Raw genomic sequence first — 13,602 nt, 5'->3', positions numbered from 1 at the left:
GGCTCAGTCCGCCGCGCCGCCGTCGACCATCTTCGTGAGGATCTCCCCGATCTGCTCGCGCACCACGCCGGCGCTGCGCTGCACGTGCGAGCGCATGAAGCTCGCGGCGGCGTCCTGGTCCCCGGCGAGCGCCGCACCGACGATCTCCAGATGCTCGGCGATCGTCGCCTCGGTGCGGTCCTGCCGCGTGAAGTCGTGGACGCGCAGGACGCGGATCCGCTCGTTGAGGTCCTTGAGCATGCCCGCGGCGACCTGGTTGCCGCTGGCCGCCGCGACCCGCAGGTGGAAGTCCTCGTCGCGGGTCACGAACTCCGGTCCCGCCGCCTTGCCGCGGAACTCGGCCGCCAGCGTGCGCCAGTCCTGCTCGAGCGCCTCGAGGATGCCGCGATCGCCGCCGGTGGTGGCGGCGCGGATGACGAGGTCCTCGAGCACGATCCGCACGTCGTAGAGCTCGCGCATCGAGCGGACGCTCGGCAGCCGCGGGCGCAGGCCACCGGCGTCGTCGCGGGCGAGATGCCCGTCGCCCTCCAGGCGCTTGAGCGCCTCGCGGATCGGGGTGCGGCTCGTCTCGAACCGCTCGGCGAGCTGCTGCTCGACGAGCCGGGCCCCCAGCGGCATCTCGCCACGGATGAGCAGCTCGCGGAGCTCGAGGTACACGCGCTCGGTCTGTGCGGGTTTCCTGGGCAATGCGGCCGAAGCATACGAAGCCGCGACAGCGGGACGCAGACGGATCGGTCAGACGTCCGCGTCGGCGAGCCGGACCGCCTGCGCCAGGATCCGTCCCAGTCCGGGATCGTCGGTCACCGCCAGCGGGGCGAGATCCGCGTCCCGTGGGCGCAGGCGACCGTCGGGCGCGCGGACCGCGCCGGACCCCAGGTGGACGCGGTACCCCGCGACGAGCAGGTGGCGGTCCGCGACCTGCGCGCGGCCTTCGAGGCCGACGCGGCGCAGGAGGATCTCGAGGCCCCGCCGGCGGTAGCGGCCCTGTGGCCCGAGCGGGCCGTCGAGGACGTCGTCGCCGAGCCCGGCGACCTCGACCGCCATCGCGACGTCCGCGTGCTGGAGCGCCGGCGCGGCGACCCAGACGCTGCTCCAGGTGCCCTTCTCGTTGCGGTCGTCGCTGTCGGGCGGCGCCCCGTACGCGCACGTCGCGCCCGCCGGGCCGCGCGCGACGCCGCGCCCGTCCGGGGTCCAGGTGCCGATCAGCGGTGCGCGCCAGCCGCGGGCGCGGAGGATCGCGACGAAGCGGTGCTGCGCGACGAGCGGCACCCGGCCGAGGCTAGCGCGCCAGCCGCTGCGCGCCCCGGTCCCAGCGCGTACGCTTGCGGGGCTCGGCGGGACCCCGGGCCCACGCCCGCCGCATCCCCCGCCGTCGCCCGCTCCCCGTGCACGCGACGCTCTACGGCATCCCGATGTCCCATCCGGTGATCAGCGCCCGGCTGATGCTCGCCCACAAGGGCGTCGCGGTCCGCGAGCGCGAGCTGGTCGCCGGCCTGCACCCGGCGATGCTCGCCGCGCACGGCTTCCGGCCCACCACGGTGCCGGCCGTGCGGTTCGCCGACGGCCGGCGCGTGCAGGGCTCGCTGGCGATCTCGACGCACCTGGACCGCGAGGTGCCGGGCGGCGCGCCGCTCTACCCGGACGCCCCGGCCGCGCGCGCGGCGGTCGAGGAGGCCGAGCTGTGGGGCGAGCAGGTCCTGCAGCCCGTGCCGCGGCGGATGATCCGCCGCTGCATGGCGGACTCTCTGGCGCTGCGGCAGTGGTTCGCGCGCGAGGCGACGCCGTTCCCGGCGCCGCGCGTGAGCGGCGCGGTGCTGACCCCGACGGTCCTGCTGTTCGCGCGCATGGCGGGCGCCGACCGGGCGCAGCGGGCCGCCGACGAGGCCGGGCTCGACGCGCTCCTGCACCGCGTCGACGCGCTCGTGCAGGACGGCGTGCTCGGCGGCGAGACGCCCAACGCGGCCGACTTCCAGATCGCGCCGAGCCTGCGCTTCCTGGGGGCGTTCGCGCACCTGCGCGACCGCGTCCGGGCCCACGGCCCCGCCTGGTCGCTGGCGCAGCGGATCGCCCCCGCCTACCCGGACGTGCCGAGCTGACCGAGCCCCGACGGCCAGATGGTCCATCCGCAACCCCCTTCGCTTTCTCCCGCCGGTCCAATGCGCGCAGGCTCCCCGGCCCGCAAGCTGTCGTCCGTCGGCGCAGATAGTCGACCACGTTGCGTACAACCCTTCTACTCGGCTTCTCCTGCGGAGGTTCCATGCCGTACCCGTCCGGGCCCAGAGCAGTACCGGCGACGCCCTACGCCTTCACGCACGACCCCGCCACCACGGCGCTGGTCGTCATCGACATGCAGCGCGACTTCCTCGAGCCCGGGGGCTTCGGCGAGATGCTCGGCAACGACGTCTCGCAGCTGCAGCGCGTCGTCGCCCCGCTGAGCGCCACGCTCGCGGCGTGCCGGGCGGCGGGGATGCTCGTCATCCACACCCGCGAGGGACACCGGCCCGACCTCAGCGACTGCCCGCCGGCGAAGCTCGTCCGCGGCGGCGGCGACACCCGCATCGGCGACCCCGGCCCGCGCGGGCGCATCCTCGTCCGCGGCGAGGAGGGCCACGACATCGTCGACGAGCTCGCCCCCGTCGGCGACGAGATCGTGCTCGACAAGCCCGGCAAGGGCGCCTTCTACGCCACCGACCTCGAGGCGATCCTGCGCAACGCGGGCATCCGCAGCCTCGTCGTCACCGGCGTCACCACCGAGGTCTGCGTCCACACCACCGTGCGCGAGGCCAACGACCGCGGCTTCGAGTGCCTCGTGCTGGAGGACTGCTGCGGCAGCTACTTCCCCGAGTTCCACGAGGTCGGCCTGAAGATGATCGCCGCACAGGGCGGCATCTTCGGCTGGGTCGCGCCGTCCGGCGCGTTCCTCGACGGCCTCGTCCCCGCGACCGCCGCGGCCGGAGCGTGAGGCCCGTGTCCGCCCCCGCCGCCCCCGTCGCCGTCCCGCTGTGGACCCGCGGCGACCTCAACGCCTTCTTCGGCTTCTTCATCAACATGCTGGTGAACGTCCTGGTGCTCACCGGGCTCGCCATCGCGGTCGTCGGCATCCCCGCCGGCGACGTCACCGGCGTCATCCTCCCCGCGCTCGGCATCCAGCTGCTACTCGGCAACGTCTTCTACTTCACGCTCGCCCGACGCCTGGCCCAGAAGGAGGGCCGCACCGACGTCACCGCGATGCCCTACGGCCCGAGCGTCCCGCACATGTTCATCGTGACGCTCGTGATCATGCTGCCGATCGCGATCCAGACGAAGGATCCGATCCAGGCGTGGTCCGCGGGCATCGCCTGGGCGTTCATCATCGGCGTGATCATCCTCATCGGCGCGTTCGTCGGGCCCGCGATCCGCCGCTTCACCCCCCGGGCCGCCATGCTCGGCATGCTCGCCGGCATCTCGCTGACCTTCATCTCGATGCGGCCCGCCGCGCAGATGTGGGAGGCCGCGTGGATCGCGCTGCCCGTCCTGGCGATCATCATCATCGGCTTCATCGCCGGGGTGAAGCTCCCGGGCAACGTCCCGGTCGGGCTCGTCGCCCTGCTGTTCGGCACCTCGATCGCCTGGATCGGCGGCTACATGTCCGCCCCCGACGTGGAGCAGGCCGCCAAGGACATCGCGATCGGCCTCCCGGGCTTCGAGCTCGACAAGCTCCTCGACGGCCTCGAGGGCATCAGCCCGCTGCTGGCCACCGCCATCCCGTTGGGGATCTACAACTTCTCCGAGGCGATGAGCAACGTCGAGAGCGCCGCCTCCGCCGGGGACGACTACAACCTCCGGCACGTGCTGCTGGCCGACGGCACCGGCGCGGTCGTCGGCTCCGCGATGGGCTGCCCGTTCCCGCCCGCCGTGTACATCGGCCAGCCCGGCTGGAAGGAGGCCGGCGGCCGGATCTCCTACTCGCTGGCCACCGGCGCGCTGATCTTCCTGCTCTGCACGCTCGGCATGTTCCCGCTGCTGTCGGCGCTGCTGCCGATCCCGGCGATCGTCCCGGTGCTCCTGTTCATCGGCCTGGTCATCGGCGCGCAGGCGTTCACCGCGGTGCCGAAGGCGCACTACCCCGCGATCGTGCTCGCGATGATCCCGAACATCGCGGCCTGGGGCTACGGGCTCGTGGACAACGCGCTCGGCGCCGCCGGCACCAGCGCGAGCGAGGTCGGGGCCGAGGCGCTCGGCAACGCCGGGGTCATCTACGACGGCCTGCAGACGCTCGGCCAGGGCGCGGTGCTCTCCGGCATGGTGCTCGGGGCGATCGCGGTCTTCCTCATCGACCGCACGTTCCTCCTGGCCGCCATCGCGTTCGCGGTCGGCGGGGTCCTCACGCTCGTCGGGCTGATCCACGGCGAGGAGGTCGTCTGGTTCACCTCCGAGCCGCGCGTCGCCCTCGGCTACGGGCTCGGCGCGATCGTCTGCCTCGCCGCCCACGCCCTGCGGGCGCCGGTGCGCGAGCACGACCCCGCCGACCCGCTCGACACCGCCGACGCGGTGTTCGAGGGCGGCGCCGAGCCCACCCGACCGTCCGCGCCCGCGCGGTTCACCCCGCCCGGTGGGGCGGCGGAGGCCCCGGCGCCCGCGTGAGCGACGCCCGCAGCCTCCCGACCGTCGCCGTGGTCCTCGTCCACGGCGTCGGCTTCGGGCCGGACACGCTCGCGCCCGTCGCCGCCTTCCTGGGTCCGGCGGCGGGCGTCGAGCGCGTGCTCGTGCTCGAGCGACGCGGCTACGGCGCGCGCGCCGCCGCCGTGCCCGCCGCCACCGTCGGGGAGCACGTCGACGACCTCGTCGAGCTGCTCGACGCGCACGGCGTCGACCGGGCGGTCGTGGCCGGGACCAGCGGCGGCGCCACCGTCGCGCTGGCCGCCGCGCTCCTGGCGCCGGGGCGGGTCGCCCGCGCGGTCGTCCACGAGCCGGCCGTCGGCACCCTCTCCCCCGACCTGCGGCGTCTCGTCCGCGGCGCGCTGCAGGACGGCGGCGGCCTCGGCCTCGTCCGGGCCCTCGCCGGCGCGACGACCTGGGAGGCGCTCGACGAGGAGCGGCGCGCCGCGGTCAGCGCCCGCGCGGCGCTCGTGGAGCGTGACGCCCCGGCCTTCCTCGCCTGGGAGCCGCCGCTCGGCCGCACGCTGCTCGCCGCACCGGTCGTCTGCACCGTCGGCGACCGCAGCCCGCCGCTGCGCCACGACATCGCCCGCCGTCTCGGGCACCTGCTCGACGCCCCCGTCGAGGTCCTGCCCGACTGCGGGCACCTCGCCCAGCTCGACGCCCCCGCCACCTTCGCCGCCGCGGTCGCCCGCGCGGCCCAGCCCGCCCCCACACCGACCTCGACCCCGAGGAGCACCGCATGAGCGCCACGCCCGTCACCTCCACCCCCGGACTCGTCGCCGCCGCCGACCCGTACCCGTGGCCCTACACGGGCTGCATCGACATGGCCCACACCGCGCTGATCCTCATCGACTGGCAGCAGGACTTCTGCGGGCCGGGCGGCTACGTCGACACGATGGGCTACGACATCGGCCTCACCCGGGCCGGGATCGCCGCGACCCAGCGGGTGCTCGCCGCCTGGCGCGCGCACGGCGCCCCGGTCGTCCACACCCGCGAGGGGCACGCCCCGGACCTGTCGGACTGCCCGCCGAACAAGCTCTGGCGCTCCCAGCGCATCGGGGCCGGCATCGGGCAGGCCGGGCCGTGCGGGCGGATCCTCGTCCGCGGCGAACCGGGCTGGGAGATCATCGACGAGCTCGCCCCGATCGACGGCGAGGTCGTGATCGACAAGCCCGGCAAGGGCGCGTTCTGCCAGACCTCGCTGGACCTCGTGCTGCGCTCCAAGGGCGTCCACAGCCTCGTCTTCACCGGCATCACCACCGACGTCTGCGTCAGCACGACGATGCGCGAGGGCAACGACCTCGGCTACGAGTGCCTGATCCTCTCCGACTGCACCGGGGCCACCGACCCGGGCAACCACACGGCCGCCCTGAAGATGGTGACGATGCAGGGCGGGGTCTTCGGCGCGGTCGCCGACAGCGAGATGCTGCTGGCCGCCCTCCCGCCGGCCGCGGCGTGATCCGGGTGCGCCCGACCGACCCGCAGGCCGCCGTCGCCGCGGCGCTCGACCGCCTCGAGGCCGACGGCGGGCCCGGCCCGGCGTGGATCTCCGTCGTGCCGCGCGCCGAGGCGCTCGCGCGCGCGGCCGCGGTCGACCCGACGCTGCCGCTGGCGGGCGTTCCGTTCGCCGTGAAGGACAACCTCGACGTGGCGGGCCTCGTCACCACCGCGGGCTGCCCGGGGTTCGCCTACACCGCGACCGCGACCGCCCCGGCGGTGCAGCGCCTGCTCGACGCCGGCGCGGTCCTCGTCGGCAAGACGAACCTCGACCAGTTCGCCACCGGCCTCGTCGGCACCCGCAGCCCGTACGGCGCGCCGCGCAGCGCGCTGGACGACCGCTTCGTCTCCGGCGGGTCCAGCTCGGGCTCGGCCGTGGCGGTCGCCGACGGCACCGTGCCGTTCGCGCTGGGCACCGACACCGCGGGCAGCGGCCGGGTGCCCGCCGCGTTCAACGGCATCGTCGGGCTGAAGCCCACCCGGGGGCTCGTCCCCACCCGCGGCGTGGTCCCCGCCTCGCGGTCGCTGGACTGCGTGTCGGTGTTCGCGCGGACGGTCGGCGACGCGCGAGCCGTCCTCGACGTCGTCGCCGGGCACGACCCCGCCGACCCGTGGTCGCGGCGCGGCGCGGGCGCACGGGGGCGGCGCCCGGGCGCGGGGGCCGCCGGCCCGCGGCTCGGCGTCCCCGTCGCCCGACAGGTCCTCGAGGAGCTCGACCCGCGCCTGCACGACGCCTGGCACGACGCGGTCGCCCACGCCGGCCGGCTCAGCGCGGCACCGCTCGTCGAGGTCGACCTCACCCCGTTCCTCGAGGCCGCCGCCCTGCTGTACGAGGGTCCGTGGCTGGCCGAGCGCTGGCTGGCCCTGCGGGAGCCCGTCGAGCGCGGCGTCGCGGGCCTCGACCCGGTCGTCGCCGCGGTCGTGCGCGCGGGCGCGCAGCGCAGCGGCACCGACGTGTTCGCCGCCGTGCACCGGCTCGCGGAGCTGCGGATCGCCGCCGACGCGGCGACCGCCGACGTCGACGTGCTGCTGCTGCCGACCGCCCCGACCGTGCCGACGCCTGCCGAGGTCGCGCTCGAGCCGGTCACCGTCAACCGGCGGCTCGGCCGCTGGACCAACGGCGTCAACCTGCTCGACCGCTGCGCCCTGAGCGTGCCCGCCGGCCTCGGCCGGGACGGCCTGCCGTTCGGCGTGACGCTCGTCGCCGACGCCTTCGCGGAGGACGTGCTGACCGCGGTCGGCGCGGCCTGGTGCGGGGAGGAGCACCCGGACGCGGGACCGGAGCCGCAGGCGGGGACGGTCGAGCTCGCGGTCGTGGGCGCGCACCTGCGCGGTCAGCCGCTCGAGCCGCAGCTGCAGGAGCTCGGCGCGACGTTCGTGCGCGAGGCGCGGACCGCCCCCGACTACCGGCTCTACGCCCTGCCGGGCGGGCCGCCGCTGCGGCCGGGACTCGTCCGCGAGCCGGGCACGACCGGCCCCGGGATCGAGCTGGAGGTCGTGCGGATCTCGCTGGAGGGGGTCGGCGCCCTGCTGACGACGATCCCCGCCCCGCTGGGACTGGGGACCGTCGTCCTGGACGACGGCCGCGCCGTCGCCGGGTTCCTCTGCGAGGCGCACGCCGCCGCCGGGGCCCGCGACATCACGGACTTCGGCGGCTGGCGCGCGTACCTCGCGTCGGACTACTTGTCCTTCAGCTCGTAGCGGATCTCGCAGTTGAAGATCCGCCGGCGCTCCTTGCCGTTGAGCCGGATCTTGTCGACGCCGGTGCCGCAGTTGGCGCGCGCCGCGGGACCCTGCTGGGCGATGTTGATCGCGTCGTTGCCCGGGCCACCGATGACGCGGTCGGCGTTGTAGCCGGCCGCGATCGTGTCCGCGCCCGTCCCGCCGTCGAGGTAGTCGATGCCGGGGCCGCCGTTGATCTTGTCGTTGCCCGTGCCGCCGATGATGCGGTCGTTGTCGAGGTTGCCGGTCAGCGTGTCGCTGCCGTCGCGGCCGTAGATCCGGTCGCTGCCGACGCCGCCGGTCACGCGGTCCGCGCCGGTGCCGCCGTCGATGCAGTCCGCGCCGCGGCCGCCGTCGAGCGAGTCGTTGCCGCCGAGGCCGAGGATGCGGTCACGACCGTTGGTGCCGGTGATGCGGTCGCGGCCGTTGGTGCCGACCACCGCGTAGGCGCGGTAGCCCCCGCCCTTGACGGTGAGGCAGAAGAGGCGGCCGTAGCGCTGGATCGCGACCGGGAGCGGCAGCACGGTGCCGCCGCTCGGGCCCGCGAACGGCAGGCCGACGATGATCAGCTGGCTCTGGCCCGTCGCCGGGATGACGCAGACGCCGCGCAGCACGTCGAAGGTCGAGCCGTCCGGGCAGATCTTCCCGTCGAAGCCGGGGATCTGCTTGTCGGGGTCGCAGGTGAACTGCTCGGCGTCGACCTTCGTCTCGGCGACCACGAGGTCGACGAGCGGGCTGCCACCGGCGGCCGGGAAGATCTTGATGTGGGCCGCGCGGGTGATGAGGCTCGAGCCCTCGCGGACCTGCTCGTTGAACTTCACGTCGGCGACCGCGCTGAGCGGCGCGAGGATCGTCTGCAGCGCGGCGGGGAGCGCGTCGAGCGAGATCGCCTGGCCGCCGAGGGTGAGGCCGAGCACCTGGCTCGTGCCCTGCAGCTGCGGCTGGCCGTTGGCGCACGACCCGGTCGTCGTGGACGTCGCGGCGGTGACGCCGAGGAGGTTCGTGCCGGTGCCGAGCGGCAGGCCGAGGTTCTCGACCTTCGCGGTCGCGTCGACCTTCTGGTCGATCGCGCGGCCGAGCTCCGGGTCGATCGTCGTCTTCGCCGACGCGGACTGGGCGCCGAGGACCGTGGACGGGATGCCGAGCGGGGTGGCGAGGTTGTCGGCACCGGCCTCCTCGTTGGAGCACTGGGCGCGGTCGGGGCTCTTGTTGTTCGCCGTGGACGGGTTGCCGTTGGCGACGAGCGGCTCGACGCGGTTGTTGCCCGCGACCGAGGCGTAGACGGCGCTGGCCCGGCACTTCCACACCGGGCTCGAGGTGAAGGCGTCGGCGGGCGCCGGGGTCAGCAGAAGGGCGCTGAAGAGCGCACCCACGAGGAGTGCGAGCAGCGTTCGGGCGCTCCCTGCCTGAGGAACCGAGGTCATTGATGGTGCTCCTGATGCGTGATGGACGTGGGACGCACCTTCCCGGTTCGCCCCGATTCAGAACTTCCCTGCGCCATACGACGGACGGATGTCGTCAGACCAGAAGATCGGTGACGGTGCGCGCACACCCCCACGAGAGCGTCAGTCCGCCGCCCCCGTGGCCGTAGCAGTGCACCACCCGTCCGTCGCGCTCCACGCGCGGTCCGCCGTGTCGCGCGGGCCGCAGCCCGGCGCGGGCGCCGAGCACCGGCGCCCCGGCCAGGGCGGGCGCCAGCGCGACCGCGCGCGCGACGATGTCGCGGGTCTGCGCGGGCCTGACGCGGTCGTCCTCGTCGCCGGGCTCGTGCGTGCCGCCGACGACGCAGACGTCGGCGCGCGGCAGCACGTAGGTGAGCGCGTCCTCGTCGCAGACGCACGGGACGTCGCGGCCGCGGGCGTCGAGGTGCACGACCTGGCCGCGGATCGCGTGCAGCGCGGGGTCGTCGACGAGCCGGCGGGTCGCCAGGCCGGTGCAGAGCACGACCGGGCCGTCCCCGAGGACCGGGTCGTCGAGCGCGGTCACGGTCGCCCGCTCGATCCGCAGGCCGTCGGCGAGCGCGGCGAGGTGGCGGGGCATCTCCACGAGGGGGACCCGCGCGACCCAGCCGCGCGCGTGCCCCTCGGGCAGCTCCGACCGGGTCGCGGGCCGGACGTGGTCCGCGGGCAGTACGTCGACCCACCACGGCTCGCGGCGCTCGAGGTGCAGGTGGTCGACGACCGGGTGGCCGTCGGCGACGAGCCGCTCGAGCGTCTCGAGCGCCCAGCCGGCGACGCGCTCGTCGGTCCCGGTCGCGTACGGGAGCCAGAGACCGCCCGCGATCGCCGACACGGTGGGGGCGCCGTCGGTCAGCACCCGGACCTCGTAGCCGGCGTCGGTCAGGGCCCGGGCGCAGCTGAGGCCGAGGACCCCGGCGCCGAGGACCGTGACCATCGCGGCAGGTCAGTCGTCGCTGGGCGGCGGGCGGAAGACGATGCGGTTGAGCTCGTGGATCGCGCTGCCGCCGAGCCGCAGGACGGTCATGAAGCCCTCCTCGCCGAGGTCGGCGCCGTCGACGGCGCGCCGCAGCGCGTTGACCGTGTCGCGGTCCTCCTCGGCGACCTGGTCCTTCGGGACGTCGACGAAGATCAGGTGCCGGGGCTTGCGGACCTTCGCGGCGGGCACGACGAACCGTCGCCGCGACTCCGGGGTGAGGTCCTCGAGCAGGACGACCGTCGAGTTGCCGGCGGCGAGGCGCTTGGCGACGGCCGCGTCGAGGAGCTTTGCGGCGGACTCCTCGAGCTGGTCGTCGGCGACGCGACCGGTGATGAGCTCGCGCACGCGGGCCATCGACAGGACGGCGTTCTTCTCCTCGATGCGGACGTCGGCGAAGCGCTCGAGCGCGGCCGGGTCCCCGGCGGTGACGACCACGACGAGGCTGCCGGGCGTGTAGCGCTGGCGGTCCGACGGGGGCAGCACACGGCAGCGGACCGCGACCTGGGGTCCGCGCTCCTCGGGGGCCTTGCCGTCCCGGCGCGGGCGGTCCGAGGACCATCCGCCCCGCTCGTCCTCGCCGATGCGGACGCTGCGGGTGGTGCCGTCAGGAGTGGACATGCACCGATCCTGACGGATCGGCCGTCTCGGCGGCGTCACCGCGCCGCCGAGACCCGATCCGGGAGCCTGCCCGGGGTGGGCCCACCCGACCTCCCGCCCGCCGACGGGTCGCCGTCATGGCGGCCCGCCCAGTGGCGCTGGACCGGAGGTCTCGGGCAGCACGTGGCCTACCCGCACCGGTCCCTGGAAAAACGCGACCATCAGTCGCTCTTCCTGATTCCGGGTGCTGCACGGAACGTTGCGGGCCGCAACCGGACGGGCCCCGTGGGGTTGCGAAGGACGTGCCTCCCCGCCCGTCCGCCCGTCCGTCACGCCGGCGCCTGCTCGCGCTGCTCGCCGCCCCCGCCCTGCTGGCGCCCGCCGTCGCGGCACCGGGCGCCCGGGCCGCGGACTGCCCGGGCGCCTCGCCGTGCCCGTACACCGCGGCCGCCGAGATCGGCCAGCGCTCCGGCGGCGTGCTGCGCTTCCCGCAGTCGATCGCCGTCGCCCCCGACGGCACCGTCTACGTCGGCGACCAGCACTCGCGCGTCGTCCACGCCTTCGCCCCCGACGGGACGTTCAAGCGCGAGATCGGCGTCCCCGGCACCCGGCCCGGCGAGCTGACCGCGGTCGGGGCGCTCGCCACCGCCCCCGACGGCACGCTGTTCGTGGGCGACGGCAGCAACCGGATCGATCGCTTCGCGCCCGACGGTCGCCTGCTGTCCTCCTTCGGCCGCTCCGGCACCGCGGTCGGCCAGTTCCGCTTCGGCGGCGGCGGCGGCAACGACGCGGGCGCCGGCGGCGGGCTCGCGGCCAGCGCCACGCACCTGTTCGTCGCCGACAGCGGCAACGATCGCGTCCAGCGCTTCACCTACGACGGTGGCAACGGCGTCGAGATCGTGCCGCCCGGCCAGCTCGCCTACCCGAAGGGCCTCGCGGTCCGCAAGACCCGGCTGCTCGTGGCCGACGACCAGAACCACCGGGTCCAGGCCTACGACACCGGCGGGCGCTTCCTCGCCACGATCGGCGCCGGCTCGGGCGCCGGCCCCGGCCAGCTGAGCTTCCCCTACGGCGTCGCGCTCGACACCGCCGGACGCCTGTTCGTCGCCGACAACCTCAACCACCGGATCGTGCGGTTCGGGACCGCGCCGGACTACCGCTACGTCGCGCGCTGGGGCACGTTCGGCACGCTGCCCGGGCGACTCGCCTACGTCCGCGCCCTGGCGGTCGACGGCACCGGGAACGTCTACGTCGCGAACACCGGCAACGACCGGATCGACGTGTTCGACCGCGGCGGGCGGCTGCTGCGGAGCTTCGGGCGCAGCGGCCGCGCGCCGGGCCAGTTCAACCAGCCGTCGGGCGTCGCGGCCGACGCCGCCGGGTTCCGCGCGGTCACGGACGCCATCAACGGCCGCGTCGAGTTCCTCGACCCGACCGGTCGGGTCGTGACGAGCTGGGGCTCCCCGAACCCGGGACCGACCGTGCTCCCGCGACCGGTCGCCGTCGCGTTCGACGCCGCCGGCGACGCCTACGTGCTCGACCAGCGCCGGGCGCGGATCCTCGTGTTCCCGCGCGGGACCGGGCAGCCGTCGCGGTCGATCGCCTCGCAGGGCAGCGATCCCGGCCGCCTGCTCGACCCGTCGGCGCTCGCGATCGACGCGCAGGGCACGATCACCGTCGCCGACACCGGCAACCGCCGCCTGGCCCGGTTCTCGACCGGCGGCACCTATCTCGGGGCGATCACCGGGACCGGCACCGTCCGCGGCGTCGCCGTGACGCCCGCCGGGGACCGCATCTACGCCGCCAACGGCGCCAACGCGATCACCGTCTACGACGCGGCCGGGACCGAGACCGCGCAGTTCGGCGGCACGGGCAACAAGCTCGGCAAGCTCAACGCGCCCGCGCAGATGACGCTCGACGGGGCCGGCAACCTCTGGGTCGCCGACCGCGGCAACAACCGCGTCCAGCAGTTCGGCCCGGACGGCGAGCGGCTGCTGACCCTCGGCGAGCGCGGGACCGGCACCGGGCAGTTCATCTTCCCGACCGGGGTCAGCGTCGACTGCAACGGCCTGCTGACGGTCACCGACAACGGCAACAACCGCGTCCAGCAGTTCGCGCTCGCGGCCCCGGCCACCCCGCCCGGGTGCGGCCAGCTGCCGGCGCTCGGCACCCCGCCGACCCCGAAGGCGCCGACGCTGCCCCCGCCCCCCGGCCCCGACCTCCAGGTCACGGCACTGCGGACCAGCGGCATCCTGCGGACCCGCAGCCTGCCGCTGCGGCTGCGCTGCGACACCGTCTGCACCGTGGCGATCACCGGCACCGTGCGCGAGCGGACCGCGCCGCGACCGACGAAGCAGGGCGCGAAGGCCCGCAAGGTCGTGTCCGTGCCGCTCACGCCGCTGACGCTCGAGCTCACCGCGGCGCAGTCGCGGATCGGCCGGGTCGCGCTGGGCGCCACGCAGGCGGCGAGGCTCCGCCGCGCGCTTGCCGGCCGCCGGGGCCTGAGCGTCGGCCTGAACGTCACCGCGACCTCCGCCTCGGGGGAGCTCACGACCGTGCCGCAGACCCTCGACGCGACCGGCTGACGCCACGGGGCGGCCGGGGGGCCGCCGGATACGTCAGCCGTACGATGTCTCGCCGCGCGACCGCCCCGATACTCCCGGCTCCACGGCACGCGCCCGGCCCCCCTCGGTGCGTCCCGTGGACCAG

The 13,602-nt window shown here is 75.4% G+C and carries 12 protein-coding genes; 7 read left to right on the top strand and 5 right to left on the bottom strand.

The annotated features are described in order from the left end of the window. Positions 1–3 precede the first annotated feature (3 nt). Complete coding sequence (locus C7Y72_RS12300) at positions 4–687, bottom strand: GntR family transcriptional regulator (RefSeq protein ID WP_107569007.1); 684 nt, start codon at positions 685–687, stop codon at positions 4–6. A 48-nt stretch (positions 688–735) separates the two neighbouring features. After that, a complete protein-coding gene (locus C7Y72_RS12295) occupies positions 736–1,269 on the bottom strand; it encodes a hypothetical protein (RefSeq protein ID WP_107569006.1) in 534 nt (177 codons plus the stop codon). A gap of 116 nt (positions 1,270–1,385) precedes the next feature. Here C7Y72_RS12295 and C7Y72_RS12290 point away from each other — a divergent pair, with 116 nt between their 5' ends. The 6 genes from C7Y72_RS12290 (at position 1,386) to atzF (ending at position 7,839) form a co-directional block, all read left to right on the top strand. Then, positions 1,386–2,096 (top strand): glutathione S-transferase N-terminal domain-containing protein, encoded by a 711-nt coding sequence (locus tag C7Y72_RS12290; RefSeq protein WP_107569005.1) that lies wholly within the window; start codon positions 1,386–1,388, stop codon positions 2,094–2,096. 161 nt (positions 2,097–2,257) lie between these two features. Beyond that, complete coding sequence (locus tag C7Y72_RS12285; protein ID WP_107569004.1) at positions 2,258–2,962, top strand: cysteine hydrolase family protein; 705 nt, start codon at positions 2,258–2,260, stop codon at positions 2,960–2,962. A 5-nt stretch (positions 2,963–2,967) separates the two neighbouring features. Continuing rightward, positions 2,968–4,623 (top strand): regulator, encoded by a 1,656-nt coding sequence (locus tag C7Y72_RS12280; protein ID WP_158276830.1) that lies wholly within the window; start codon positions 2,968–2,970, stop codon positions 4,621–4,623. Further along, positions 4,620–5,384, top strand: a complete 765-nt coding sequence (locus C7Y72_RS23330; protein WP_158276829.1) for an alpha/beta fold hydrolase — start codon at positions 4,620–4,622, stop codon at positions 5,382–5,384. The genes C7Y72_RS12280 and C7Y72_RS23330 overlap by 4 nt, the downstream gene beginning before the upstream one ends. Next, positions 5,381–6,100: a biuret amidohydrolase gene (gene biuH, locus C7Y72_RS12275; RefSeq protein WP_107569003.1), complete on the top strand. Its 720-nt coding sequence runs from the start codon at positions 5,381–5,383 to the stop codon at positions 6,098–6,100. Before C7Y72_RS23330 ends, biuH begins: the two co-directional genes overlap by 4 nt. Further along, positions 6,097–7,839, top strand: a complete 1,743-nt coding sequence (atzF, locus tag C7Y72_RS12270; protein WP_107569002.1) for an allophanate hydrolase — start codon at positions 6,097–6,099, stop codon at positions 7,837–7,839. The genes biuH and atzF overlap by 4 nt, the downstream gene beginning before the upstream one ends. Here atzF and C7Y72_RS12265 read toward each other — a convergent pair. The 3 genes from C7Y72_RS12265 to C7Y72_RS12255 form a co-directional block, all read right to left on the bottom strand. Continuing rightward, positions 7,818–9,284, bottom strand: coding sequence for a calcium-binding protein (locus tag C7Y72_RS12265; protein WP_107569001.1), 1,467 nt, complete (start codon positions 9,282–9,284; stop codon positions 7,818–7,820). The genes atzF and C7Y72_RS12265 overlap by 22 nt on opposite strands. A 94-nt stretch (positions 9,285–9,378) precedes the next feature. After that, a complete protein-coding gene (locus tag C7Y72_RS12260; protein ID WP_107569000.1) occupies positions 9,379–10,254 on the bottom strand; it encodes an FAD-dependent oxidoreductase in 876 nt (291 codons plus the stop codon). A 9-nt stretch (positions 10,255–10,263) separates the two neighbouring features. Next, positions 10,264–10,914 (bottom strand): hypothetical protein, encoded by a 651-nt coding sequence (locus tag C7Y72_RS12255; protein WP_107568999.1) that lies wholly within the window; start codon positions 10,912–10,914, stop codon positions 10,264–10,266. A gap of 281 nt (positions 10,915–11,195) precedes the next feature. On the opposite strand from C7Y72_RS12255, the gene C7Y72_RS12250 reads away from it, so the two are divergent. Continuing rightward, on the top strand, positions 11,196–13,478 hold the full coding sequence (locus C7Y72_RS12250) for an NHL repeat-containing protein (protein WP_107568998.1): 2,283 nt from the start codon (positions 11,196–11,198) through the stop codon (positions 13,476–13,478). Positions 13,479–13,602: the final 124 nt, after the last annotated feature.

Source organism: Paraconexibacter algicola (assembly GCF_003044185.1).
Classification (GTDB): Bacteria; Actinomycetota; Thermoleophilia; order Solirubrobacterales; family Solirubrobacteraceae; genus Paraconexibacter; species Paraconexibacter algicola.
Note: the sequence above shows the minus strand (reverse complement) of the source record. Positions and strands in the feature narration are given on the sequence as shown.

Coding starts and splice junctions, on each gene's coding strand:
- C7Y72_RS12285 (WP_107569004.1), top strand. CDS start 2,258: ATGCCGTACCCGTCCGGGCCCAGAGCAGTACCGGCGACGCCCTACGCC.
- biuH (WP_107569003.1), top strand. CDS start 5,381: ATGAGCGCCACGCCCGTCACCTCCACCCCCGGACTCGTCGCCGCCGCC.
- C7Y72_RS12265 (WP_107569001.1), bottom strand. CDS start 9,284: ATGACCTCGGTTCCTCAGGCAGGGAGCGCCCGAACGCTGCTCGCACTC.
- C7Y72_RS12260 (WP_107569000.1), bottom strand. CDS start 10,254: ATGGTCACGGTCCTCGGCGCCGGGGTCCTCGGCCTCAGCTGCGCCCGG.
- C7Y72_RS12255 (WP_107568999.1), bottom strand. CDS start 10,914: ATGTCCACTCCTGACGGCACCACCCGCAGCGTCCGCATCGGCGAGGAC.